The organism is Pseudonocardia halophobica, from assembly GCF_027922425.1.
GTDB lineage: Bacteria > Actinomycetota > Actinomycetes > Mycobacteriales > Pseudonocardiaceae > Pseudonocardia > Pseudonocardia halophobica.
The window spans coordinates 43,081-67,531 of the sequence record NZ_BSFQ01000009.1 but is presented as its reverse complement, the minus strand read 5'-3'; the positions used below and the strand labels follow the sequence as shown (position 1 = coordinate 67,531).

General features: G+C 74.4%; 26 protein-coding genes. 17 read left to right on the top strand and 9 right to left on the bottom strand.

Annotation, left to right across the window (positions count from 1 at the left end; translation table 11 throughout):
* Positions 1–24 precede the first annotated feature (24 nt).
* From PKE99_RS13210 to PKE99_RS13185, 6 genes are all read left to right on the top strand, one after another.
* Complete coding sequence (locus tag PKE99_RS13210; RefSeq protein ID WP_051737851.1) at positions 25–729, top strand: hypothetical protein; 705 nt, start codon at positions 25–27, stop codon at positions 727–729.
* Positions 689–1,315, top strand: a complete 627-nt coding sequence (locus PKE99_RS13205) for a TetR/AcrR family transcriptional regulator (protein ID WP_081924483.1) — start codon at positions 689–691, stop codon at positions 1,313–1,315. Before PKE99_RS13210 ends, PKE99_RS13205 begins: the two co-directional genes overlap by 41 nt.
* A gap of 19 nt (positions 1,316–1,334) precedes the next feature.
* Positions 1,335–2,753 (top strand): adenylosuccinate lyase, encoded by a 1,419-nt coding sequence (gene purB / locus PKE99_RS13200; RefSeq protein ID WP_037049477.1) that lies wholly within the window; start codon positions 1,335–1,337, stop codon positions 2,751–2,753.
* A complete protein-coding gene (locus PKE99_RS13195; protein ID WP_037049480.1) occupies positions 2,750–3,586 on the top strand; it encodes a phosphoribosylaminoimidazolesuccinocarboxamide synthase in 837 nt (278 codons plus the stop codon). The genes purB and PKE99_RS13195 overlap by 4 nt, the downstream gene beginning before the upstream one ends.
* A gap of 81 nt (positions 3,587–3,667) precedes the next feature.
* A complete protein-coding gene (locus PKE99_RS13190; protein ID WP_051737852.1) occupies positions 3,668–4,414 on the top strand; it encodes a DUF2334 domain-containing protein in 747 nt (248 codons plus the stop codon).
* A gap of 72 nt (positions 4,415–4,486) precedes the next feature.
* On the top strand, positions 4,487–4,774 hold the full coding sequence (locus PKE99_RS13185; protein WP_037049482.1) for a hypothetical protein: 288 nt from the start codon (positions 4,487–4,489) through the stop codon (positions 4,772–4,774).
* Positions 4,775–4,863: 89 nt separating this feature from the next.
* Here the strand turns inward: PKE99_RS13185 and PKE99_RS13180 are convergent, their stop codons facing one another.
* Positions 4,864–5,826, bottom strand: a complete 963-nt coding sequence (locus PKE99_RS13180) for a zinc-binding dehydrogenase (protein WP_037049485.1) — start codon at positions 5,824–5,826, stop codon at positions 4,864–4,866.
* Between the two features lie 50 nt (positions 5,827–5,876).
* Complete coding sequence (locus tag PKE99_RS13175; RefSeq protein ID WP_037049486.1) at positions 5,877–6,527, bottom strand: MBL fold metallo-hydrolase; 651 nt, start codon at positions 6,525–6,527, stop codon at positions 5,877–5,879.
* 109 nt (positions 6,528–6,636) lie between these two features.
* On the opposite strand from PKE99_RS13175, the gene purS reads away from it, so the two are divergent.
* The 5 genes from purS to PKE99_RS13150 are packed head-to-tail and all read left to right on the top strand — an operon-like array spanning position 6,637 to position 10,882.
* Positions 6,637–6,867, top strand: coding sequence for a phosphoribosylformylglycinamidine synthase subunit PurS (gene purS, locus PKE99_RS13170; protein WP_037049488.1), 231 nt, complete (start codon positions 6,637–6,639; stop codon positions 6,865–6,867).
* Complete coding sequence (gene purQ, locus PKE99_RS13165) at positions 6,864–7,550, top strand: phosphoribosylformylglycinamidine synthase subunit PurQ (protein ID WP_037049490.1); 687 nt, start codon at positions 6,864–6,866, stop codon at positions 7,548–7,550. The genes purS and purQ overlap by 4 nt, the downstream gene beginning before the upstream one ends.
* Positions 7,551–7,605: 55 nt before the next feature.
* A complete protein-coding gene (locus PKE99_RS13160; RefSeq protein ID WP_037049492.1) occupies positions 7,606–8,787 on the top strand; it encodes a PP2C family protein-serine/threonine phosphatase in 1,182 nt (393 codons plus the stop codon).
* The gene (locus tag PKE99_RS13155) at positions 8,784–10,436 is read left to right on the top strand and encodes a sensor histidine kinase (RefSeq protein WP_051737853.1); all 1,653 of its coding nucleotides are present in this window, start codon (positions 8,784–8,786) and stop codon (positions 10,434–10,436) included. The genes PKE99_RS13160 and PKE99_RS13155 overlap by 4 nt, the downstream gene beginning before the upstream one ends.
* Positions 10,433–10,882, top strand: a complete 450-nt coding sequence (locus tag PKE99_RS13150) for a response regulator (protein ID WP_037049495.1) — start codon at positions 10,433–10,435, stop codon at positions 10,880–10,882. The genes PKE99_RS13155 and PKE99_RS13150 overlap by 4 nt, the downstream gene beginning before the upstream one ends.
* Positions 10,883–10,891: 9 nt before the next feature.
* On the opposite strand, the gene PKE99_RS13145 is transcribed toward PKE99_RS13150, so the two are convergent.
* The 3 genes from PKE99_RS13145 to PKE99_RS13135 all read right to left on the bottom strand — a co-directional run bounded on the left by PKE99_RS13145 (position 10,892) and on the right by PKE99_RS13135 (position 12,393).
* Positions 10,892–11,269, bottom strand: a complete 378-nt coding sequence (locus tag PKE99_RS13145) for a hypothetical protein (RefSeq protein WP_037049497.1) — start codon at positions 11,267–11,269, stop codon at positions 10,892–10,894.
* Between the two features lie 94 nt (positions 11,270–11,363).
* Positions 11,364–11,717: a hypothetical protein gene (locus PKE99_RS13140; RefSeq protein ID WP_037049499.1), complete on the bottom strand. Its 354-nt coding sequence runs from the start codon at positions 11,715–11,717 to the stop codon at positions 11,364–11,366.
* Position 11,718: 1 nt separating this feature from the next.
* Positions 11,719–12,393, bottom strand: a complete 675-nt coding sequence (locus PKE99_RS13135) for a thermonuclease family protein (RefSeq protein ID WP_156067797.1) — start codon at positions 12,391–12,393, stop codon at positions 11,719–11,721.
* Positions 12,394–12,498: 105 nt separating this feature from the next.
* Between PKE99_RS13135 and purL the strand changes: the two genes are divergently transcribed.
* The 5 genes from purL to purM all read left to right on the top strand — a co-directional run bounded on the left by purL (position 12,499) and on the right by purM (position 20,392).
* On the top strand, positions 12,499–14,841 hold the full coding sequence (gene purL, locus PKE99_RS13130) for a phosphoribosylformylglycinamidine synthase subunit PurL (RefSeq protein ID WP_051737856.1): 2,343 nt from the start codon (positions 12,499–12,501) through the stop codon (positions 14,839–14,841).
* Positions 14,838–15,176 carry a sterol carrier family protein gene (locus tag PKE99_RS13125; protein WP_037049500.1) on the top strand — a complete coding sequence of 113 codons (339 nt, stop codon included), beginning with the start codon at positions 14,838–14,840 and terminating at the stop codon, positions 15,174–15,176. The genes purL and PKE99_RS13125 overlap by 4 nt, the downstream gene beginning before the upstream one ends.
* A gap of 139 nt (positions 15,177–15,315) precedes the next feature.
* Positions 15,316–17,529, top strand: a complete 2,214-nt coding sequence (locus tag PKE99_RS13120) for a putative bifunctional diguanylate cyclase/phosphodiesterase (protein ID WP_271214878.1) — start codon at positions 15,316–15,318, stop codon at positions 17,527–17,529.
* A 33-nt stretch (positions 17,530–17,562) separates the two neighbouring features.
* Positions 17,563–19,167, top strand: a complete 1,605-nt coding sequence (gene purF / locus PKE99_RS13115; RefSeq protein WP_037049502.1) for an amidophosphoribosyltransferase — start codon at positions 17,563–17,565, stop codon at positions 19,165–19,167.
* A gap of 121 nt (positions 19,168–19,288) precedes the next feature.
* A complete protein-coding gene (gene purM / locus PKE99_RS13110; RefSeq protein WP_037049504.1) occupies positions 19,289–20,392 on the top strand; it encodes a phosphoribosylformylglycinamidine cyclo-ligase in 1,104 nt (367 codons plus the stop codon).
* A gap of 64 nt (positions 20,393–20,456) precedes the next feature.
* On the opposite strand, the gene PKE99_RS13105 is transcribed toward purM, so the two are convergent.
* Positions 20,457–21,161, bottom strand: coding sequence for an NUDIX hydrolase (locus PKE99_RS13105; protein ID WP_037049506.1), 705 nt, complete (start codon positions 21,159–21,161; stop codon positions 20,457–20,459).
* A 338-nt stretch (positions 21,162–21,499) separates the two neighbouring features.
* On the bottom strand, positions 21,500–21,697 hold the full coding sequence (locus tag PKE99_RS13100) for a DUF3073 domain-containing protein (RefSeq protein WP_037049508.1): 198 nt from the start codon (positions 21,695–21,697) through the stop codon (positions 21,500–21,502).
* A 221-nt stretch (positions 21,698–21,918) separates the two neighbouring features.
* Here PKE99_RS13100 and PKE99_RS13095 point away from each other — a divergent pair, with 221 nt between their 5' ends.
* Positions 21,919–22,755, top strand: a complete 837-nt coding sequence (locus PKE99_RS13095; RefSeq protein ID WP_037049511.1) for a DUF8083 family protein — start codon at positions 21,919–21,921, stop codon at positions 22,753–22,755.
* Here PKE99_RS13095 and ygfZ read toward each other — a convergent pair.
* Both ygfZ and PKE99_RS13085 read right to left on the bottom strand, forming a co-directional pair.
* Positions 22,752–23,834 (bottom strand): CAF17-like 4Fe-4S cluster assembly/insertion protein YgfZ, encoded by a 1,083-nt coding sequence (gene ygfZ, locus PKE99_RS13090; protein ID WP_037049514.1) that lies wholly within the window; start codon positions 23,832–23,834, stop codon positions 22,752–22,754. The genes PKE99_RS13095 and ygfZ overlap by 4 nt on opposite strands.
* On the bottom strand, positions 23,831–24,289 hold the full coding sequence (locus tag PKE99_RS13085; protein ID WP_037049515.1) for a Fur family transcriptional regulator: 459 nt from the start codon (positions 24,287–24,289) through the stop codon (positions 23,831–23,833). The genes ygfZ and PKE99_RS13085 overlap by 4 nt, the downstream gene beginning before the upstream one ends.
* Positions 24,290–24,451 lie beyond the last annotated feature (162 nt).

Genomic DNA, 24,451 nt, shown 5'->3' with positions numbered 1-24,451 from the left:
GGACGGGACGAGGAGGTGACCCGGATGGAGAACGACGACGACCGGCTGGCGGCCGCCTTCCGGGCCGCCGTGCAGGACGCCCCCGAGGCCGGCTTCGACCACGAGGACGTGCTCGCGGGCTCGCGGCGACTCGCCCGGCGGCGCCGGACGCTGGTCGCCGGCGGCGTCGCCGCCGCGGCGATCGTGCTGGCCGGCGGGGTCACGACCGGGGTCGTGCTCACCCGCGACGGCGGCACCACGACCTCGGCGGCGGCCCCGGCGCCTGAGCGGGCCGAGCAGGCAGGGCCCGGATCGGCGGCCGACGCGGCGGCACCGCGGGCCGCGGCGGCCCCGTCGGCGCCCCGGTCGGGAGCGCCGCTGGGCCCGGCCGCGGGGGACTGCGTGAACCCGCAGGACCCGGAGCTGCGGGCGCTGGTCGACGCGGCGCTGCCCGGGCTGGCCGGCGCGCGGGAGGCGCCGACCACGATGATCTGCCGGCCCGGGGGCGGCCGCGAGGTCAACCTGGAGGTCACCGACGGGGCGCTGACCGGCCTGCTCACCGTCGTCTACACCCCGGCGGGGGGGCCGCCCGCCCAGACCGCGAGCGCGGTGGGCTGGGTCACCGCGGAGGTGCCGACCGCCTCGGGCGGCACCGTGGTGGTGACCTCGCGCGGCGACGCGGACTCCGGCGGCGTCCCCTTCGCCGACGATGTCCGGCCGCTGGCGGAGGCGCTCGGCCCGCAGCTGTGAGCAGGGGACCGCAGGGCAGACTGGCGGCGTGACCACGGAGAAGGGCGAGCGCCGCCGGCAGGCGCTCACCGAGGCCGCGGGGGAGCTGCTCCGCGAGGGCGGCTTCGACGCCGTCCGGCACCGTGCGGTCGCCGAACGCGCCGGCCTCCCGCTCGCCTCCACGACGTACTACTTCGACTCGCTCGACGAGCTGGTCACGGCCGCGGTCGAGCTCACCAGCCGGCAGGAGCTCGCGGCCGGCCGCGCGGAGCTCGACGCCGGCACCGAGGCGGACCCGCTCGAGCTGGTGCTCGACCAGCTGCTGGGCCGGGACTCCCGCAAGGGCGGGCTCGACGCGGTGCTGCTGCGCTACGAGCAGCTCGTCGGGGCCGGGCGGCGGCCCTACCTCGCCCCGCTCATGCGCACCCTGCGCGCCGAGCTCGACAGCCTGCTCACCGAGGCCCTGGCCCGTGCCGGGCACCCGCTCGACGCGGGCGGGCTGCGGCGGGTGATCGAGGTCGTCGACGGCGCGGTCCTGTCCGCGCTGATCGAGGCCGACCCCGATCCCCGGGCCACCGCGCGGGCGGCGCTCCTGCGCGTTCTGTAGCCACGTACCCTGGTCAGACGTGATCCCCAACGTGCTGGCCGCGCGGTACGCGAGCCCCGAGCTGGTCGAGATCTGGTCGCCCGAGTACAAGATCGTGCTGGAGCGGCGCCTGTGGATCGCGGTGCTCAAGGCGCAGCGCGATCTGGGTGTCGACGTGCCGGAGCAGGCGATCGCCGACTACGAGCGCGTGGTCGAGCAGGTCGACCTCGCCTCGATCGCCGAGCGCGAGCGCGTCACGCGGCACGACGTGAAGGCCCGGATCGAGGAGTTCAACGCCCTCGCCGGCCACGAGCAGGTGCACAAGGGCCTGACCAGCCGCGACCTCACCGAGAACGTCGAGCAGCTGCAGATGCGGCTGTCCCTGGAGCTGGTCCGGGACCGCACGGTCGCGGTGCTGGCCCGGCTGGCGCGCCGGGCGTCGGAGTACGCCGAGCTGGTCATGGCCGGCCGCAGCCACAACGTCGCGGCCCAGGCCACCACGCTCGGCAAGCGCTTCGCCTCCGCGGCCGACGAGCTGCTCGTCGCGTACCGGCGGCTGGAGGAGCTGCGGGCGCGCTACCCGCTGCGCGGCATCAAGGGCCCGGTCGGCACGGCCCAGGACATGCTCGACCTGCTCGACGGCGACGCCGCCAAGCTGGCGCAGCTCGAGTCCCGGGTCGCCGGGCACCTCGGTTTCGCGGGCGTGTTCACCAGCGTCGGGCAGGTGTACCCCCGCTCGCTCGACCACGACGTCTGCTCGCTGCTCGTGCAGCTGGGCGCGGCGCCGTCGTCGCTCGCCACCACGATCCGGCTGATGGCGGGCCAGGAGCTCGCGACCGAGGGCTTCAAGCCCGGCCAGGTCGGGTCGAGCGCGATGCCGCACAAGATGAACACCCGCTCCGCGGAGCGGATCAACGGGCTGCAGGTGGTGCTGCGCGGCACCGCGTCGATGGCCGCCGAGCTGGCCGGCGCGCAGTGGAACGAGGGCGACGTGTTCTGCTCCGTCGTCCGCCGGGTCGCGCTGCCCGACGCCTTCTTCGCCCTCGACGGCCTCTACGAGACCACGCTGACCGTGCTCGACGAGTTCGGCGCCTACCCGGCCGTGATCGCCCGCGAGCTGGACCGCTACCTGCCTTTCCTCGCCACCACCAAGGTGCTGATGGCGGCGGTGCGGGCCGGGGTCGGCCGGGAGACCGCGCACGAGGTGATCAAGGAGCACGCGGTCGGCGTCGCGCTGGCGATGCGGGAGAAGGGCCAGCAGGACAACGACCTGGTCGAGCGCCTGCAGGCCGACGAGCGCCTGGGGCTCCCGGCGGGCCTGCTCGACGGGCTGCTCGCCGACCCGCTGTCCTTCACCGGCGCCGCGACCGCGCAGGTCGCCGCGGTGGTCGCGCAGGTCGCGGAGATCACGGACGCGCTGCCCGAGGCCGCGGCCTACACCCCCGGAGCGATCCTGTGAAGCTGCTGCACTCCGGCAAGGTCCGGGACATCTACGAGGACCGGGGCGACATCGTCCTGGTCGCGTCGGACCGGCTGTCGGTGTTCGACGTCATCCTCCCGACGCCGGTGCCGGACAAGGGCAAGATCCTCACCTCGCTCTCCCTGTGGTGGTTCGACAAGGTCGCGGACCTCGTGCCGCACCACGTCCTGAGCTCCACGGACGTCCCCGAGGAGTTCGCAGGCCGGGCGGTGCGGTGCCGGCGGCTGGAGATGCTGCCGGTCGAGTGCGTGGCTCGCGGCTACCTGACCGGCGGCGGCCTCACGGAGTACCGCGAGACCGGCACCGTGTCCGGCATCGCGCTGCCGCCCGGGCTGGAGGACGGGTCGCGGTTCCCCGAGCCGATCTTCACGCCGTCGAGCAAGGCGCCGAAGGGGCAGCACGACGAGGCGATCACGTTCGCGCAGGTCGAGGACCTGGTCGGCGCCGAGACCGCGGCCCGGATCCGGGACCTCACGCTCGAGGTCTACCGGATGGGCGCGGAGATCACGGAGAAGAACGGGATCCTGCTCGCCGACACCAAGCTGGAGTTCGGCCGGGACGCCGACGGGCGGATCGTGCTGGGCGACGAGGTGCTCACGCCGGACTCGTCGCGGTTCTGGCCCGCCGACCAGTGGGAGCCCGGCCGCCCGCAGTACAGCTTCGACAAGCAGTACGCGCGGGAGTGGGCGCTCTCCACGGGCTGGGACAAGACCGAGCCCGGCCCCGAGGTCCCGCCGGAGGTGGTCGCGGCCGTCCGCGCCCGCTACACCGAGGTCTACGAGCGGATCACCGGCAGCCCCTGGACCCTGTGAGTGGCGATGGTCGCCAGAGCGACCATCGCCACTCACGACCCTGTCCGGCGCCGTTCACCTGCGGAGCGTTCCCTTCGGGGCATGTCCGCCCGACTGGTCGTCTCGCTCTCCGGGCTCACCGACGCCCGGGCCGACGCCCTGCCCCGCGCCCGCGCGCTGGCCGCCGACCTCGACCTGCGCGGCGTCCCGCTGACCCACCTGGTGCAGCCCGCCTCGCCGGACGGGCCGCCGCCGCCCGAGCTGCTGGGGTGGCTGCGCGACCGCACCCGCGGTGCCGACGAGCTCGCCCTGCACGGCTACGACCACACCCCGGACCCCGCGCGGCGCGGCGGCGTCGGGCGCAAGGGCGAGTTCGCCGCGCTGCCCCGGCACGAGGCCGGCCTCCGGCTCACCGCCGCCCGGCGCGCGCTCACCGGTCTCGGGCTGGGCACCGCCGTGTTCGCCGCGCCGCGCTGGCTCGCCTCGCCCGGCACCGTCGAGGCGGTGCGCGAACAGGGCTTCCGCATGTGTCTCGACGACGGCGGCGTCCACCTCTTCGCCGACGGCGTGCTCCTGCGGGCGCGCGCCCTCGGCTTCCGGCTCGACGCCGTGGTGTCCGGTGACGACCGGCGGCGGGCCGAATCCTGGCGCTGCCGGGTGCTGCACGCCGAGGCCGTGCGGATCGCCCGCCGGGCGGGTGTCGTGCGGATCGGCGTGCGCGCCAAGGACCTCCGCCACGACGACCGGGTCCGCACGGTGCGGGAGACCGTCGACGCCGTCCTCGCCGAGGGGGCGTGGCCCACCACCTACGCCGCGCTGTCCGCGAGCCCGGCCGCCCGCACCGCCTGAGGCCCCTGGCGCTTCCTCGATCGTCGGAGGACCCTGTCCGGCTCCCGCAGGACCGCGAGAAGGGAGAGGGACATGCCGCACGGCCGCTGTGTCATCTACTCGTTCGCCGGTGACGAGCAGGAGATGATCGCGAAGGCGAAAGCCGGTGTCCTGCCGCTCATGCAGGCCCAGCCCGGCTACCTCGCCTACGGGGTGATGACCCAGGAGGGGAAGATCATCTCGATGAGCGCCTGGGCGTCGCAGGCGGAGGCCGAGGCCGCCGACGAGGTCGCCCGCCAGTGGGCCAAGGACAACATCGACGCCACGGTGCTGGAGCGCTTCGTGGGTGAGTACGCCTGGCTCGACATCGGTCAGCAGTAGGGCCACGCGCGGGTCGGCACCTCCGGTCGCCCGGAACCCCACGTCCCCGTCGTCCCGGGACGTGCGGCCCGGAGGTGCCGACCTCGGGCTCAGGGAACCAGCACCGCCTTGCCGGCGACCTCGCGGTCCTGCAGCGCGGTGTGGGCGTCCGCCGCCTTCGCGAGCGGGAAGCGCCGCCCCACCACCGGCCGGATCCGGCCCGCGGCCGCCTCCCGCAGCATCCGCTCCTGGCGGGCCCGCCGGCCGCCCCCGAACCCGGCGAGCTGCTCCGTCCCCCGCACGCCGATCCCCCGGGAGTGCGCCTCCACCGGGTCCACCTCGGTCGGACCGCCACCCGCGACGCCGTAGTTGGAGTAGCGGCCACCCGCGCCGACCAGCCCGAACGCGGCCCGGCCGAGCGCGCCGCCCACGCCGTCCAGCACCACGTCGACCTGGCCGACCCGGCGGCGCACGGCGTCCGCCCACTCCGGTTCGCCGTAGTCGACGGCGAGGTCCGCGCCGAGCGAGCGGGCCAGCGCGAGCTTCTCGGCGCCGCGCGCCGCACCGATCACCCGCGCCCCGGTCGACCGTGCGAGCTGCACGAGCAGGCTGCCCGCCCCGCCCGCCGCCGGCAGGACGAGCACGAGCTCGCCGGGCCGCACGCCGAGGTCGCCGAACAGGGCCAGCGCAGTGCCGCCGTCGTGCAGCAGCACCATCGCCTCGGCCGCGCCGAGCCCGTCGGGGACGGGGAGGACGGAGGTGAGGGGCGCGACGAGCTGCTCGGCGTAGGCGCCGCCCTCGACGTCGGCCAGCACACGGCGCTCCAGCCAACCCGCGTCCACGCCCGCGCCGACCTCCCGTACCCGGCCCGCCGCCCCGCGCCCGGGGACGTAGGGGAGCGGGGTCGCGAACCGCGGGCCGGCGGCGCCACGCCGGATGATCGTGTCGAGGGTCAGCACGCCGGCGGCCTCGACCTCCACCACGACCTCGCCCGGCCCCGCGACCGGGTCGGGCACCTCCACCGGCCGCAGCACCTCGGGACCGCCGAACTCGTCCACCCTGATGACCAGCACTTCTCCTCCTCGGGTCGTCGCCGGACCCACCCTCGGAGGTGAAGTGCGGTTCAGGTCAAGGGTCGGACCGTGGTGGCCTTCTCCCGGTCCAGCACCTCGACCGTGGTCCCCTTCGGCGCGAGGTTGGTGAACAGGCCGTAGTGCATCGCCGGGTTGGCGAGCACCGCCTCGTGGATCGGCACGGCGGTGCGCGGGGTCATGGCACGCAGGTAGTCCACGGCGTCGCCGGCCTTGAGCCAGGGCGCGCCCGTCGGCAGCAGCAGGGTGTCGACCGGGTCGCGGCCCTCGGGCAGCGGGACGTAGGCGTCGCCCGGGTGCAGCAGGGCGTCGTCGACCAGGTAGCCGTTGTTGCGGATGATCGGGATGTCCCGGTGGATCTCCGCGTGGTCGCCGTTCCCGACCACCTCGATCCGCGCGCCGGCGACCTCGAGCACCGCGCCCGGGGCGGTGGTCTCGTACTCCGGGCCGTCGAGCTGCTCGGCGGTGCCGTCGTCGACGATCAGCCGGGCGTCCGGGTTGGCGCGCAGGAGCGCGGTGAGCCGGTCGGCGTCGAGGTGATCGAAGTGCTGGTGGGTCACCAGGACCGCGTCGAGTCCGGTCAGCGACTCGAAACCGGTGGAGAAGGCGCCCGGGTCGAACAGCAGGCGGGCGGAACCGGTGTCGACCAGCACGCAGGCGTGGCCGTAGTGCGTGAGCTGCATGCCCCCACCCTGCTCCGGTGCGCGGCCCCCGGCACGCGCGGGCCGCGTGTCACCAGCCTCACCCGGGCGGGGCGCCGTCGTCGTCGCAGTTCACCGTACGCTTGACGGCGTGGCGAGAGTGGTCGTGGACGTGATGCCCAAGCCCGAGATCCTGGACGTGCAGGGCCAGGCGGTCTCCCGCGCGCTCACCCGGATCGGCGTGTCCGGCATCGAGGTGCGGCAGGGCAAGCACTTCGAGCTCGAGGTCGACGACTCGGTCGACGACGAGACCCTGCACCGCATCGCCGGCGACCTGCTGGCCAACCCGGTGATCGAGGACTGGACGGTGACGCGGGTATGAGCACGCGGATCGGGGTCATCACCTTCCCCGGCACGCTCGACGACGTCGACGCCTCGCGGGCGGTCCGCTACGCGGGCGCCGAGCCCGTCGCGCTCTGGCACGGCGACCACGACCTGCAGGAGGTCGACGCGGTCGTCGTCCCCGGCGGTTTCTCCTACGGCGACTACCTGCGCGCCGGCGCCATCGCGAGCCTCGCGCCCATCATGCGCGAGGTCGTCGAGGGCGCGGCGAAGGGCCTGCCGGTCCTCGGCATCTGCAACGGCTTCCAGATCCTCTGCGAGGCCGGGCTGCTGCCGGGCGCGCTGACCCGCAACGAGAAGCTGCACTTCGTCTGCCGGGACCAGAAGCTCCGCGTCGAGAACGCCGACACCGCCTGGACCAGCGGGTTCACCCGGGACGAGGAGATCCTCGTCCCGGTGAAGAACGCCGAGGGCCGCTTCGTGGCCGCGCCGGACACGCTGAAGGCGCTGGAGGCCGAGGGCCGCGTGGTGTTCCGCTACGTCGGCGGCAACCCCAACGGCTCCGCGGCGGACATCGCGGGCGTCGCCTCCGAGAACGGCCGGGTCGTGGGCCTCATGCCGCACCCGGAGCACGCGATCGACCTGCTCACCGGGCCCTCCGAGCAGGGCCTGGGTTTGTTCACCTCGGTCCTGGGCACGCTCGCGGGTGCTCCCGCAGCCTGAGATCGTCCGCGTCCCATTAGGCTGGCGGTCCGCTCCACCGACCGAGAGGCCGTTCGTGACCCGACCCCTGCCCGGTGCGGCCAGCCACCGGGTCCTGCTGGTCGAGGACGACCCGGGCGACGTCTTCCTCGTGCAGGAACTGCTCGCCGAGGTCGACCCGTCCGTGCGGGTCACCGTCGCCGAGTCGGTGCGCGCGGTCGTCGAGCGGAACCTGCTGCCCGCCGCGGACTGCGTGCTCCTGGACCTGAACCTGCCCGGTGTCAGCGGGCTCGACGGGCTGCGCGAGGTGCTGCAGGCGGACCCGTCCGCGGCCGTCTGCGTGCTCACCGGGCTCGACGACGAGCACCTCGGCATCGCCGCGGTCGGTGTCGGCGCGCAGGACTACCTGGTCAAGAACAAGGCCGACGGGGCCGTGCTGATCCGCGCGATCCGCTACGCCGTCGAGCGCCGGCGGGCCGAGGCCAGCATGGTCCGGCTCCGCGAGGAGCAGCTCGTGGCCGCGGAGTCGGTGCGCCTCGAGCGCGGCCTGCTGCCGTCGCTGCTGCTCGACGGCAGCGCCGTGCACGGCCGCTCCTTCTACCGCTCCGGACGCACCCGCGCGGTGATCGGCGGGGACTTCTTCGACGCCGTCCGCGGGCCGTCGGGCACGGTGCACGCGATCATCGGCGACGTGTCCGGCCACGGTCCGGACGAGGCCGCGCTCGGCGCCCTGCTCCGGGTCTCCTGGCGGGCCCTGGTGCTGGCCGGGGTCGACGAGCCGCAGGTCCTGCCGAACCTGCAGGAGGTGCTGGTCAGCGAGCGGCACGAGCGCACGCTGTTCACCACCGTCTGCACCCTGACGATCGACCCGGCTCCCGAGGGCGGCAGCCGCGTGCTGCTCCGCTCGGCCGGCCACCCGCCGCCCGTGTCGCTGCGCCCCGGCCCGGTGTCGTTGCGGCCGCGCGTCGGCGTGCCGCTCGGCGTGCTGCGGGACGCGAAGTGGGAGCCCGAGATCCTCGAGCTGACGCCGGGGTGGGCGTTGCTGCTGTTCACGGACGGGCTGATCGAGGGCCGCGGCGCGCGGCCCGACGAGCTGCTCTGGCAGGAGGGCCTGATCGACGTTCTCGGGAAGGAGCGGGACACCCCGATGTCCGAGCTCCCGGGCAGGCTCGTCGAGCACGTCGAGCGGATCAACGGCGGCCCGCTCGCCGACGACGTCGCCATGCTGCTGCTCACGGACCTCGCGGGGGACGAGTGACCGCGCCTGCCGCCCCCCGACGCCGCGGCCCGGTCCGGTTGCGGCTCGACCCCGCCACGATGGAGGACGCGCAGCAGCGCTGGACGCTGCGCCGGTGGTTCACCGTCGGCGCCACCGTCCTCGGGGTGCTCTCGGTGCTCGCCGTCGTGCTCGGTGCCTGGGCCGTCGTCCGGATCGCCGACGCGCGCACCGTGCTCTACGACGAGGTCGCCCCGGCCGTCACCGCGAGCCAGAACCTGTCGTCGGCGGTGCGCGACCAGGAGACCGGGGTGCGCGGGTTCACCATCCTCGCCAACGACGTCTTCCTCGCGCCCTATGTGAACGGCAAGCAGGCCGAGGCGGCCGCCGTCGCCGCGCTGCAGCCGCTGGACCGGTCCTTCCCCGGCGCGCGCCTCCCGGCGAACCTGCAGGAGGTCGAGGTCGCCGCGGACACGTGGCGCCGCGACTACGCCGAGCCCACCATCGCGGCCGCCCGGGCCGGCGCGCCGACGCCGAACGCCGAGGAGGGCCGGCTGCTCTTCGACCGCGTCCGCGTGGCCACGGCCACGCTGATCGACGACCTGCAGACCGAACGGCTCGCGGCCCGCCAGCGGCTGGACTCGACGATCACCTTCCTCGCCGTCGTCGGGATCACGATCACGGCGGTGGCCGCGGTGTTCCTGCTGCTCGCCTCGATCGGGCTGCGCAAGGTCATCCTGAGTCCGATCCGCCGGCTCGCGGCGCAGACCCGCCAGGTCGTCGAGGGCTCCGTCGGCACCCGCGTGCTCGGCAGCGGCCCGCGCGAGCTCGTGGAGCTCGGGGCGGACGTCGAGGCCATGCGCTCCCACATCCAGCGCGAGGTCGACGAGCTGCAGGAGGCCAACGCCCAGCTCGACGACCGCACCCGCGACCTCGAGCGCTCCAACCGGGACCTGGAGCAGTTCGCCTACGTCGCCAGCCACGACCTGCAGGAACCGCTGCGCAAGGTCTCGAGCTTCTGCCAGCTGCTGCAGCGGCGCTACGGCGGCAAGCTCGACGAGCGGGCCGACCAGTACATCGAGTTCGCCGTCGACGGTGCCCAGCGCATGCAGCGGCTGATCAACGACCTGCTGGCGTTCTCCCGTGTCGGCCGCACCACCACCGGCTTCGAGCCGGTCGACCTGGGCAAGGCCGCCGGCGCGGCCGCGGCACAGCTGGCCGCGCAGGTGGAGGAGACCGGCGGCGAGATCGCGATCGCGGACGGGCTCCCCACCGTGCCCGGCGATCCCTCGCTGGTCCAGCAGCTGCTGATGAACCTGATCGGCAACGGTCTGAAGTTCCACCGCACGGACGTGCCGCCGGTCGTCCGCGTCGACGCCGTGCAGCGCGGCGACGAGTGGGAGGTCTCGGTGTCGGACAACGGCATCGGCATCGAGCCCGAGTTCGCCGACAAGATCTTCGTGATCTTCCAGCGCCTCCACGGCCGCGACGTCTACGCCGGCACCGGCATCGGGCTGGCCCTGGCCAAGAAGATCGTCGAGTTCCACGGCGGCCGTATCTGGGTCGACCACGGCGAGCCCGACGAGCCCGGCACGGCCATCCGTCTGACCCTGCCGGTGTCCCCGGCCGACCCGCCCCCCGCCGACCCGGCCCTCGCCGGCGCGGTCCCGAGCAAGGAGTCCCCGTCGTGACCGAAGCCCTCACCGACCCCGCCCGCATCGTCAACGTCCTCCTGGTGGAGGACGACCCGGGCGACGTCCTCATGACCCGCGAGGCCTTCGAGGAGCACCTGCACAACCGGCTCGACGTCGTCACCGACGGCGCCGCGGCGCTGGCCTACCTGCGCAACGAGGCGCCCTACGAGGACAGCCCGCGGCCGGACCTGATCCTGCTCGACCTGAACCTGCCGCGCCGCGACGGGCGCGAGGTGCTCGCCGAGGTCAAGGCGGACGAGGCGCTGCGCTCGATCCCGGTCATCGTGCTCACCACGTCCCAGGCGGAGGAGGACGTGCTGCGCAGCTACCAGCTGCACGCCAACGCGTACGTGACCAAGCCGGTGGACTTCGACGGGTTCATCGAGGCCATCAAGCAGATCGACCACTTCTTCGTCAGCGTGGTCAAGCTGCCGGGCAGCTGACGAAGCCGATCAGAGCATCGCGTCGATCTCGGCGCGGTGGTACTTGAGCGGCGTGGTCGGGAAGCCGAACTCGTCCTTGTGCAGTGTCGCCGAGCCGCACCAGCCGCAGCGGCCGGCGGCGTCGATCACCGCGCGCCCCTCGAGCTCCGCCCGCCGGTCGGTCGCGCCGCCGCTCCGCCCGAGGGTGACGGGCGCGCCCGCGGCCAGCGCCGGCGGCTGCTTGCGCGCCTTCACCTGCTTGTAGATCCAGTACGCCCCCACCGGGATCGCGACGATCAGGGCGATTCCCAGTATCCACTGCACCAGCCCGACGGCCACGCTGATCGCGATCCCCGCCAGCACCAGCACCCCGACGATCTGCGCGACCCGCAGCACGACCTTGGACACGACCGGCCTCCTCCCGCACCCGCCCTCGTGACCGACGTTACCGGGATCCGGCCGCGGGGGACTGGGCCGAACGGCCGGTGGACGGGACCCGGGACTACCGCGGCGTCGCCGCGATCGTCTCCTCGATCTCGGCGCGGTGGAACGCCGCCGGATGCATCACGCCACCGCGGGCGTCGAGATGCATGGAGCGTTGGCCGCACCATCCGCAGCCGCCGGCCGCGTCGAAGACCGCGCGGCTCTCCACCTCGCGACGGCGCTCCGCCGCGTTCGCCGCGGCCCGTTCCGCGGCCGTCCGTCGCTTCGCCGTCGAGACGCGGTCGTAGAAGAACCATGCGCCGAACGGCACGACGAGGATCGCGGCGGTGATCAGGAGCCACTTCACGATGGTCACGACCACCGCGACCACGATCATCAACGCCACGAGGTGCGCGAGCCCGAACTTCTTCATGTCAGCACCACCACTTCCGCGCGCAGTAGCCGCCGGTCAGGAGACCGTCGGGGAGGCCCTGGTCACCCGGCGTCGGCCAGTCGACGTTGCCGTCGCCGTCCGACGAGTACGTCCCTGCCGGGCCGGGGGCCGGGGCCGCGCACACCTGTCCGCCGTAGTCCCGGCTCCGCAGCTCCGCGAGGTAGGCCGCAGGCGCGCCATGTCCGTCGTAGACGGTCGTGTGGTCGTAGATCACGGCGGACTCGGCGAAGTCGCCCCCGGGCGTCTCGACGTAGCGGAGGTCGTTGCCGTGCCGGTCCAGCTCGATGCCCGGCTCGCGGGTCAGGGTCACCTGCCGGCCCTCCAGCGTGCTCCTGGCGTGCCGGGTCGCCTCGTCACCGCCGTACGTGCCCGGCTCGCACGCGTCGATCCCGATGACCTGGACCGTCCCGCCGTCCGACGTCCGGAACGTGTCGCCGTCGACGACGTGCGTCACCGTCACGGCGTCCCCGGCCGGTGCGGCCACTGTCGTGGGAGCCGCGGCGGCCGGAACCGCGGGCACGGACGACGAGGTAGCGGCCCTCGTCGAGGCCGACGACGGCGAGCGGTCCTCGGACGCCCCGGACAGGTCCGAGATCGCCACGATCACGAAGACGCCGGCGGCGATCCCCGTCCACACCTTGTAGGCCTTGCGCACGCACCCGTGTCGCGTCCCGGACGATCTTTGTGAGCGACGCTCGTCAGATCTGTTGAGACGGACGGCTCGCCGAACCAGTCCTCCGCGGCGTTTACGCTGGTACCCGTGACCGAGCTCGACGCCCGCACCGTCACCGACATCCCGATCGACACCGTCGCGAACGCCGCGGCCTCGCCGGACCAGCCGCAGCCGTTCCGCGAGCTCGGCCTGAAGGACGACGAGTACGCCCGCATCCGCGAGATCCTGGGCCGCCGGCCCACGGACGCCGAGCTGGCGATGTACTCGGTGATGTGGAGCGAGCACTGCTCCTACAAGTCCTCGAAGGTCCACCTGCGCTACTTCGGCGAGACCACGACGGCCGCCATGAAGGAGAAGATGCTCGCCGGCATCGGCGAGAACGCCGGCGTGGTCGACATCGGGGACGGCTGGGCCGTCACCTTCAAGGTCGAGTCGCACAACCACCCGTCGTACGTCGAGCCCTACCAGGGCGCGGCGACCGGCGTGGGCGGGATCGTCCGGGACATCATGGCGATGGGCGCGCGGCCGATCGCGGTCGGCGACCCGCTGCGCTTCGGCCCGGCCGACGCCCCGGACACCGCGCGGGTGCTGCCCGGCGTGGTCGCCGGCGTCGGCGGCTACGGCAACTGCCTGGGCCTGCCCAACGTCGGCGGCGAGGTCGTGTTCGACGCCAGCTACGCCGGCAACCCGCTGGTCAACGCCCTGTGCGTGGGCGCGATGCGCACCGAGGACCTCCACCTGGCCTTCGCCTCCGGAGCCGGCAACAAGATCATCTTGTTCGGCGCGCGGACCGGACTCGACGGCATCGGCGGCGTCTCGGTGCTGGCCAGCGAGACCTTCGGCGAGGGCACCGGCCGCAAGAAGCTGCCGAGCGTCCAGGTGGGCGACCCCTTCACCGAGAAGGTCCTCATCGAGTGCTGCCTGGAGCTGTTCCACGCCGGCCTGGTCGTGGGCATCCAGGACCTCGGCGGCGCCGGCCTCTCCTGCGCCACCTCCGAGCTGGCCAGCGCGGGCGACGGCGGCATGCACATCGACCTCGACGCCGTCCCGCTGCGCGCCACCGGCATGACCCCCGCCGAGATCCTCTCCAGCGAGTCGCAGGAGCGGATGTGCGCGGTCGTGGCGCCGGAGAACGTCGAGGCGTTCATGGCCGTCTGCCGCAAGTGGGACACGATCGCCACGGTGATCGGCGAGGTCACCGACGGGGACCGGCTGGTCATCGACTTCCACGGGGAGACCGTGGTCGACGTGCCGCCGCGCACCGTCGCGCACGACGGCCCCGTCTACGAGCGGCCGGTCCTGCGGGGCAAGGGCCAGGACGAGCTGGCCGCGAACACCCCGGCCGCGCTGCCCCGGCCGAGCGCGCCGTCCGAGCTGCGCGCCGAGATCCTGCGCCTGGCCGCCTCGCCGAACCTGTGCAGCCGCGCCTGGGTCACCGACCAGTACGACCGGTACGTCCGCGGCAACACCGCCTCCGCGCAGCCGGCCGACGCCGGCGTGGTCCGGGTCGACGAGTCCACCGGCCGCGGGATCGCGGTCGCCACCGACTGCAACGCCCGGTTCGCGGCCCTGGACCCGTACGCCGGGGCGCAGCTCGCGCTGGCCGAGGCCTACCGCAACGTCGCGACCTCCGGCTCCGTGCCGCTCGCCGTGACCAACTGCCTGAACTTCGGCTCGCCCGAGGACCCGCACGTCATGTGGCAGTTCTCCGAGGCCGTCCGCGGCCTGGCGGACGGGTGCGCGCAGCTCGGCATCCCCGTGACCGGTGGAAACGTGAGCTTCTACAACCAGACCGGCACGCAGGCGATCCTGCCGACCCCGGTCGTCGGCGTGCTCGGCGTGATCGACGACGTGGCCGCCCGCATCCCGTCCGGATTCCGCCGCGAGGGCGACGTCGTCGTCCTGCTCGGGTCGACGGCGGACGAGCTCGGCGGCAGCGAGTGGGCGCACGTGGTGCACGGGCACCTGGGCGGCGAGCCCCCGGCCGTCGACCTCGCGCACGAGCAGCGGCTCGCGCAGCTGCTGGTCGCGCAGGCCGGCGTGCTGACCGGCAGCCACGACCTGTCCGACGGCGGCCTGGCCCAGGCCCTGGTCGAGGCCACCCTGGTCGGCGGGCACGGCGCCGCCGTCGCGCTGCCGGCGGCGCTCGCGGTCGACCCGTTCGTGGCGCTGTTCTCCGAGAGCACCGGGCGGGTGCTGGTCACGGTCGCCCCCGAGGCGGCCGACGCGCTGCTCGCCGCGGCGGCGGAGGCGGGCGTCCCGGCCGAGCGGCTCGGCACGGTCGGCGCGGCCGAGTCGTCGGGGGCGGAGCTCGCGATCGACGACCTCGCCGCCCTGCCGCTCGCCGAGCTGCGCGCGGCGTGGGAGGGCACCCTGCCGGCGCTGTTCGAGGCCGGCTTCGAGTCCCGGGCGGGCGCCGAGACCCTGTGAGCGAGCCGGACCTGCTCGACGCGTGGCTGGCCGGCGGGGCCGCCCCGCCACGCAGCGTGATCAAGGAGGCCGTCAAGGAGTCCCTGGCCGCGCTGGCCGAGCGGGCCCCCGGGCGGAGCGTGGAGGTGCGGATCCCGCCCTACGCCGCGGTCCAGTGCATCGAGGGGCCGCGGCACACCCGCGGCACCCCGCCGAACATCGTCGAGACGGACGCCCGGACCTGGCTCGCGCTCGCCACGGGCGGTCTGAACTGGACGGATGCGGTGAGATCGGGCACCGTGAGCGCCTCGGGGTCACGTGCCCCGGAGGTCGGGGCGCTGCTCCCGCTGCGCTGAGGACCACCGTCCGGGGCTCTCGTCGGGTCCCCGGAACGGGCGACGCCTGCACCGTACTGGTGGCGAAACGGCGTCCCGAGGTCGAAGATTGCCCCGATCGGCACACGGACGGACCCGACGGGCGACGGGAGGTGGCTGCGTGGTGGCAGCGGGTAGCCTCCCAGGCCCCGACGATCTGCCGGCCGGACTGTTGCGGACGGCCGCGGCCGGCGCGATCGGCGGGCTCGACGGGATCCTCGGCGAGCAGCCGGGGCCCGAGGTCCGCTCGCTCGCGGAGCGCTGGGCCGAGCTGCTGCCGAACGCCGGGATCGAGGACGCCGGCGTGCTCGCGTCGTTCGTCACCCGGTTGGGGGCCGCGCTGCGGGCCGAGCCCTTCTGGCCGCTGGCCGTGCGGGGGATCGGGTCGGACCTGGCCGCGTCGGGCTTCTGCGGGGACCGCGCCGGCCTGGTCGGCGCCGCACCGGAGGACGTCCTGCCCGGCACGGTCCGGCTGCTGCGCGAGGCCGCGCCGGGGGCGCTGGGTCTGACCTCGCCGGGGGACCGGTATCGGCTGTCCCTCGCGCTCGACGAGCTGGCCGCCGGGTTCGCCGGCGCCCTGCGGTTCCGCGCCCACCAGGCGCAGGAGGACCTGATGCGGGCCACCCTGCGGGCCCGCCGCAACGTCGAGAAGGCGCTCGCGGAGAGCGAGGCGCACTACCGCACGATCTACACCCAGGGACCGGTCGGCATCGCGATCGCGACGCTGGAGGGCGAGGTCGTCGACCTCAACCCGGCCGCCTGCCGCATGCTCGGGATGCTCGAGCGCCCCACGCTCCCGCGCCCGGTCTCCGACTTCATCCACCCGGACGACTACGAGGCCTTCGACGCCGCCTACCGCCGCCTGGTGTCCGGCACGCCGGACACCGTGAGCATCGACGTCCGGTTCGCCGGGCCGACCCGGATGTACGTCTGGGGGCACGTCACCGGCTCGCTGATCCGGGACGACACGGGCCGGCCGAGCCACCTCATCGGCGTCATCGAGGACGTCTCCGAGCGGTACCGGCTGCGGACGCGGCTCGTCGAGGCGTCGTCGCGCGACCGGCTCACCCGGCTGCCGAACCGGGACATCACCGAGGAGGCCGTGCAGCAGGCGTTCGCCGGCTCGGCGACCCGGGTGGGGCTGTGCGCGATCGACGTCGACGACTTCCGCCGGGTCAACGAGATCCACGGGCACGCCGTGGGCGACGAGCTGCTGGCCGCGCTGGCCGACCGGCTGCGCACCGCGGCCGGCCCGCACCTGGTCACCCGCACCGGCGGCGACGAGTTCGCCGTGCTGCTCACCGACCCCGAGGGCGTCGGCGAGGTGTCGGCGGTCGCCGACCGGCTGCTGCAGGCCCTCGCCGCGCCCTTCCACGTCTCGGGCCGGTGGATCGGGGTCACGGCCAGCATCGGCATCGCCGAGGGCGGCACCGACTCCGAGTGCCCGGCCGAGCTGCAGCGGGCCGCGGGTGTGGCGTTGTCCTGGGCGAAAGGTCAGGGCGGCGGCACGCGGGCGGTGTTCGACCCCGAGCGCGACGCCGGCGAGGCGGCCCGCTTCGAGTTGGTCGCGGCCCTGCGCGGCGCGGTCGAGCGGGACCAGTTCCGGCTGGCCTACCAGCCGCTGGTACGGCTGACGGACCGCTCGGTGCGCGGCGTCGAGGCGCTGGTCCGGTGGGAGCACCCGGAGCAGGGGCTGCTCGGGCCCGGCCGGTTCATCGAGCTCGCCGAACGCAGCGGCGCGATCGTGCCGCTCGGCCGGTGGGTGCTGGGGGAGGCCTGCCGGGAGGCGGCGTCCTGGCAGGAGGAGCTCGGCGTCGACGCGCCGTACGTGAGCGTCAACGTCTCGCCGGTGCAGCTGCCCGAGCCGGGGTTCGTCGAGGAGGTCGTCACCCTGCTGACCGAGACCGGGCTCGCCCCGGACCGGCTGCAGCTCGAGATCACCGAGCAGGCGGTGCTGGGGGACGAGCCCGCCACGATGGACGCGCTGTCCGCGCTGCGTGCGGCGGGCGTGCGGCTCGCGCTCGACGACTTCGGCACCGGCTACTCCAGCCTCGCCTGGTTGCGCCGGCTGCCGGTGCACGCGCTGAAGATCGACGGCTCGTTCATCGACGGCCTCCGGCACGAGAGCCCGGACCCCGTGGACGAGAGCATCGTGGGCTCGTTGGTCGCGATGGCGCACGCGTTGGGCCTCGAGGTCACGGCCGAATGGGTGGAGACGGACGTGCAGGCGGAGCGGCTCCGGCGGCTCGGCTGCGACCTCGGCCAGGGCCGGTGGTTCGGTGACGCCGGTCCCGCCCGATGGGTTCCGGGCCTGCGGCGGCGTACCATCGAGTAGCCGCCACCCCGAGTTCCCCGAGGAGCGAGTGCGTTGAGTTCCAGCCGGAACGAGACCCCCGTCCACTCCGACACCCCCTCCGACGAAGCCGACCCCTCGGTCGACGACTCCCCCAAGGAGGAGTGCGGCGTCTTCGGCGTCTGGGCTCCCGGGGAGGACGTCGCCAAGCTGACCTACTACGGCCTCTACGCCCTGCAGCACCGCGGGCAGGAGGCCGCCGGCATCGCCGTCTCGGACGGCCGCCGGATGGTCGTCTTCAAGGACCTGGGCCTGGTCAGCCAGGTCTTCGACGAGCAGACGCTCTCGTCGTTGCGTGGGCACCTGGCCGTCGGCCACTGCCGCTACTCCACCACCGGGTCCACGACCTGGGAGAACGCGCAGCCGGTCTTCCGCACCACCGCCACCGGGAGCGGCCTGGCCCTCGGGCACAACGGCAACCTGGTGAACACCGCGGAGCTGCGGGAGGAGGTCGGGAAGCTCCAGGACAAGGGCCGCGACTCCGGGGTGCAGGCCACCACGGACTCGGACCTGGTCGCCGAGCTGCTCGCCGCCACCGCCGCCGACACCGGCGTCGAGGAGGCCGCGATGCGGCTGCTGCCGCGCGTGCGCGGCGCCTTCTCCTTCGTCTTCGCCGACGAGAACACCCTCTACGCCGCCCGCGACCCGCACGGCGTCCGCCCGCTGGTCCTCGGCCGGCTGGAGCGGGGCTGGGTCGTCGCGAGCGAGACGGCCGCGCTGGACATCGTCGGCGCCTCGATGGTCCGCGAGGTCGAGCCGGGCGAGCTGCTCGCGATCGACGCGGACGGCATGCGCAGCTCGCGCTTCGCCGCGCCGGAGCCCAAGGGCTGCGTCTTCGAGTACGTCTACCTGGCCCGTCCGGACACCTCGATCTCCGGGCGCTCGGTGCACGCCGCGCGCGTCGAGATCGGGCGCCGGCTTGCCCAGGAGGCCCCGGTCGAGGCCGACCTGGTGATCCCGGTCCCCGAGTCCGGCACCCCGGCCGCCATCGGCTACGCCCAGGGCTCGGGCATCCCCTACGGCCAGGGCCTGGTCAAGAACGCCTACGTGGGCCGGACCTTCATCCAGCCCTCGCAGACCATCCGCCAGCTCGGCATCCGGCTGAAGCTCAACCCGCTCCGGGACGTCATCCGGGGCAAGCGGCTGGTCGTGGTGGACGACTCGATCGTCCGCGGCAACACCCAGCGCGCGCTCGTCCGGATGCTGCGCGAGGCCGGGGCGCTCGAGGTGCACGTCCGGATCGCCTCGCCGCCCGTGCGTTGGCCCTGCTTCTACGGCATCGACTTCGCCAGCCGCGCGGAGCTCGTCGCGAGCGGGCTGGACACCGAGGGCGTGCGGCGCTCCATCGGGGCGGACACCCTCGCGTACGTGTCGGTGGACAACATGGTGGCCGCCAGCGAGCAGCCCCGCAGCCGGCTGTGCTGCGCCTGCTTCGACGGCGAGTACCCGATCCCGCTCCCCGAGGAGGCCCGGCTGGGCAAGCACCTCCTCGAGGCCCCCGCGCTCGACGCCGCGGGCGCGGCCTCCGGCGACCCCGGACCGCTGCGGGAGAACGCCCGGGACACCCCGGCGCCGCTGTCCGTCGGCTACGGTGCTGCGGAAGCCCTGAACAGGCCCTGAGGCCTGTGCGGCCCGGCCCGCGACCGCGGGCCGGGCGGCCGGGGCGGCGCACGCCCGCCGACCCGGCGGACGCGGGTGCCCCCGTGTCCGAGACCTCCCTCCAGGAACGAGAGCCCGACCCATGCCGACCTCCCCGTCGACCCCCGAGCAGGACCCGCACGCCAGCTACGCCGCCGCGGGCGTGGACATCGAGGCGGGTGAGGAGGCCGTCGAGCAGCTCCGGCCGTACGCCGAGAAGGCCACGCGCCCGGAGGTCCTGGGCGGGATCGGCGGGTTCGCCGGGCTGTTCGCGCCGAAGCTCGGCAAGTACACCGAGCCGGTGCTGGCCGCGTCCACGGACGGCGTGGGGACCAAGGTCGCCATCGCGCAGGCCATGGACAAGCACGACACCATCGGCCTCGACCTGGTCGCGATGGTGGTCGACGACCTCGTGGTCTGCGGCGCCGAGCCGCTGTTCCTGCAGGACTACATCGCCGTCGGCAAGCTGGTGCCCACGCAGGTGGCGACGATCGTCAAGGGCATCGCCGAGGGCTGCCAGCAGGCGGGGTGCGCGCTGCTCGGCGGCGAGACGGCCGAGCACCCGGGCCTGATGGAGGCCGGCGGGTACGACCTGTCGGCCACCGGGATCGGGATCGTCGAGGCCGAGGCCATGCTGCGGCCCGAGCGGGTCCGCCCCGGGGACGTGCTGGTCGCGATGGAGTCCTCCGGCCTGCACTCCAACGGCTACTCGTTGGCCCGGCACGTGCTGCTCGACATCGCGCGCATGCCGCTCGACGGGCACGTCGAGGAGTTCGGCCACACCCTCGGCGAGGAGCTGCTGAACCCCACCCGCATCTACGCCCGGGACTGCCTGGCGCTGGCCGCGGAGACCGGGGTGCGGACGTTCGCGCACATCACCGGCGGCGGGCTGGCCCGCAACCTCGAGCGCGTGCTTCCCCAGGGCCTGGTGGCCGTCGCCGACCGCGGGTCCTGGACGCCGGACCAGGTGTTCAAGCTGATCCAGGGCCGCGGCCGGGTCGAGCGCGGCGAGATGGAGAAGACGTTCAACATGGGCGTCGGCATGGTGGCGGTCCTTCCGCCGGACGACGTCGACCGCGCCCTCGCCGTCCTCACCGCCCGGCACGTGCCGGCCTGGGTGCTCGGCGACGTCCGGCGCGCCGAGGGCGAGGCCTCGGGCGGGGTCGGGTCCCGGGTGCAGCTGGTGGGCGAGCACCCCCGCTTCTGACCCGTGCGCGCGAACTGCCCCTAGAGCGGCAGTTCGCGCTCACGACCCCTCCTGAGCTGCTGGTTCAGGTGGTCGCGTGGGCCAGGGCGACGGGCTCCCGCAGCATCGGCGGGTGCAGCGCGGTGGCCGGGCCGCGGCGGAAGAGCTGCGGTGGCCGGCCGCGGCCCCCGGTGACCCGGGTGGCCGTCGGGATGAGGAAACCGGGCGTGGAGGTGACCTTGCGCTGGAAGTTGCGCGGGTCGATCTCGGTGCGCCACACGGCCTCGTAGACCCGGCGCAGGTCGGTCACGGTGAACTCCGGGGGGCAGAAGGCTGCGGCCAGCGTGGTGTACTCCAGCTTCGCCCGCGCCCGCTCCACACCGTCGGCGAGGATCGTGTCGTGGTCGAAGGCCAGCCCGTACACGTCCTCGACGGGCAGGAACGCCGCCGTCGGTCCGCCGGTGGGCTCGGGGTCCGGCACGTCCGGCAGCAGCGCCAGATAACCCATGCTGAGCACCCGCCCGCGGGGGTCCCGGTCCGGTGCCGCGTACCCGCCCAGCTGCTCGAGGTGCCCCTGCACCGCGCCCTGGGTGGCCGCCCCGGTCTGCGCGACCAGCTCCCGCGCGGCCGTGTCGCCGAGGTCCTCGTCCGCCCGGACGAACCCGCCGGGCAGCGCCCAGTGGCTCTCGTAGGGCCGCTCCCCACGCCGGACGAGCAGCACGTTGAGCTGGTCGTGGCGCACGGTCAGCACCACCAGGTCGACCGCCACCGCGAACAGGTTCCCGCGCATCCCTCACCGCCTTCTCGTCGGCGTGAGGCTATCGGGTGAAGATCGGTCGCCGCAGGGCGGGCGGTACGCCCGGTCGCCGGGTCGGCGGGCATCTCCGCAGGTGCGCTGACCTGCACAGGAGTCCGATGACGGCGCAGCGTGGCCGACGCCCGGGCGCGTCCTCCGCTCGGGAACGATGGGGCGACCGTGGGAAGGCTCACGTCCCCGAGGGGCCGTGCGAGAGGCGCCACCGGCCCTGACGGACGCCTCCCACCCGTCCGGAGGCGGGTGGGAGGGAATGCGTCGTGACGTCCGGTGGTGCCGAACAGCCCGCCCCGGCGGTGGGCGGGAGGACCGCGCTAGCGGCGCTCGTCGTCCTCGTCGTCGGCGTACGACCCGTAGCGCTCGGCGTACTCGTCGTACGACTCGTCGTCGTCGGTTACCGCCGTCCCACTGCCGATCTCCCGCTGCAATGCATCGAGATCCATCGTGGGGGAGCTGTACTTGAGCGCTCGGGCCACCTTCGTCTGCTTGGCCTTGGCTCGTCCGCGCCCCATGGCTGGTCCCCCTTACAACAGGGAAGGGGCGGCCGGATGTCTCGGCGGCCCCGTCTGTGTCATCACTGTCCTGGGCTCCACAGTACCGTGCGATAGCGCGAGCGTGCGACGTGGCATCGACGGTGTGACCGAACTCGGTACGCGGTCCCGCGCGCACTCCGCGGTGCGATCACGCGGAGGGCGTGTCCGGCGGGCGGGCGGGTGCGGAAGGATCTCGGACCGTGCCGTCGCCGTTCCTCTCCTACCTGCGGGTCTACGAGCCGCTGCGCGCGTTCGACGGCGCGTCGGGCGCCGCGGTGCGGGCGGGGCTCGCGCGCGGGGCCGTCCGGCCGGACAGGGCGGGCCGCCGGGAGCGCGAGCTGTGCCTGCGGGCGATGCTGCGCGGGCGGCTCCTGCCGGGCGACGCCGGCGGCGGGGCGGGTGCCCCGGTCGACGTCCTGGTCCTCGGGGGCGAGGGCGGCGAACCGTTCGTCTGCCCGCTCGACACCCGGCCGCGCGCCGGGGCGGCCGTGCTGGGCTTCCTGGCCGAGGAGGACCCGGTGCTGCGGTCGTCGGCGCTCGTGGTGCCCGAGGCCGCGGCGCGGCGCCGGGCGGAGCGTGCGGTGGCCGAGCTCGGGGACTCCGCGGCCCACGTCGTGACGGCCGCGTGGACCGTCCCGCTGCCCTGGTTCGCCCTGGTCGACCCGGAGGAACGGCAGGTCAGGCTGGATGCGCAGCGCCGCGTCTGGTGGCGGGTGCCGATCGCCAAGGCGCTCGGCCGCGCCGGGCAGGCCGAGCGCGTCGTGCGCGGCGCCCTCGGCGACGACGGGCCCGCGGAGGTGCTTGCCGAGACCCGCGGCTGGCTGGAGCGGTTCGACCGGACGTCGATCGTCGAGCTGGACTACGGCGGCCTCGTTGACCTCGTCGACGACGCCGCCCTGCGCGCCGACGACTCGGCGGGCGAGGTCCAGCGGGCGCTGCGGCTGCTGCGCGCGGGAGACCTCGACGAGGCCACCGAGTGCTACGGCCGGCTGCGCGACTTCTGGGGCCGGGTCGCCGCCCGTCAGCGGGACGGTTAGCGGACCCGCAGCTGCGCCGCGCGCCCGGGCGGCGGGGCGCCGTCGTCGGCCGCGTAGGAGTCCGGGTCGATGGCCGCGGGCGAGGCCCGCTCCTCGGTCCCGGCGACCAGCTCGGCGTCCGCGGGCACCGACCGCTTGAGGAGCGCCAGCGCCACCGAACCCAGCTCGTGGTGCTGTGTGACACTGCCCACACGCCCGACGGGTCGCCCGTCCTTGAGGACGGGGTCGCCGGTCACCGGCAGCTCCTCGTCGCCCGCGTCGAGGTGCAGCAGCACCAGCCGGCGTGGCGGGCGCCCGAGGTTCGCGACGCGCGCGACCGTCTCCTGGCCGCGGTAGCAGCCCTTGGTGAGGTGCACGGCCGACGGGATCCAGTCGACCTCGTGCGGGATCGTCCTCCCGTCCGTGTCGAGGTGGACGCGGGGGCGACGGGACTCGACCCGGAGCGCCTCGAAGGCCATCGTCCCGGCCGGACGGGCACCGGCGGCCGTGAGCCGCGCCCACCACGCGTCGCGCTCGGCGCGGGGGACGAGCACGTCGGCGGCGTCGGGCCCGGGCCAGGGCATGCGCCGGACGAGCCCGCCCTCGGGCAGCGCGGCGCTGGCGTAGGCGCCCTCGGGCACCGGGAGGCCGGCCGCGGTGAGTGCCGCGGCCGTGTCCGGACCCACCACGGACAGCACGGCGAGCTCGTCGGTCGCGTCCCGCGGCTCGACCTTCGACCAGAACACCATCTTCTGCAGGTAGGCCAGCAGCTCGGCCAGGTCGGCCTGCTCGGTGTCGAGCCAGACCGTGTCGCCGGCGTGCGAGACCACCGCGTGGTGCAGCACCCGACCCTGCGCGTCGAGGATCAGCGCCTCGGTGCCCGCACCCTCCGGCAGCTCGCTGACGTGCTGGCTCAGCAACAGGTGCAGCCAGCTCAGCCGGTCCTCGCCGGGCACCGCGATAACGCCGCGGTGGGAGCGGTCGACGACCGCGGCCGAGCGGGCCATCGCGCGCTGCTCGGCCAGCGGGTCGCCGCGGTGCGCGGGAACTGCGGCGTCGGGGTCCGGCTGCTCGACGGTCGCCTCGGGTCCCTCGGTCACGCGCGCGCCTCCTTCTCTCCGAGTTCCTGGGACGCCTTCAGATCGGCCTCGCGGCAGGTCGCGCACCGCCCCGAGAGCGCCACGTGCGTGACGTCGAGCTCGAAGTCCTCCCGCTCGCGCAGGCGGTCCGCCAGTTCGTCCATCAGTGCCGTGGGCGCCTCGCTCACCGCGCCGCAGTGGTGGCACACGAGGTGGACGTGCTCGTGCGCCCGCTCCGAGTAGGTCGGCGCGCCGTGCCCGAGATGGGTGTGCCGGACGAGCCGCAGCTCCTCGAGGAGGTCGAGCGTGCGGTAGACGGTGGTGATGTTCACCGCCGGCGCCGCGCGCTGTACCTGCGTGCAGATCTGCTCGGGCGTGGCGTGGCCCAGCTCGCGGACCGCGTCGAGCACCAGCTGGCGCTGGGGTGTCATCCGCAGACCGCGCCGGTGCAGCGTCGACTTGAGCGAGGTGTCCACGGCCCTGATGGTAGGCGCGTCGACGGGCGTGGGACCGTGGCGAGGGTGAGTGCTCCACGGGCTGCTGTCGCAAGTCGACTGGCCGGGTGGAGTCGTGCTCCGTTAGGGTGAACGCTTCTGAACGCGAGTACGGATCTCCCTACCCTCGGCGAAGTGAGCGGT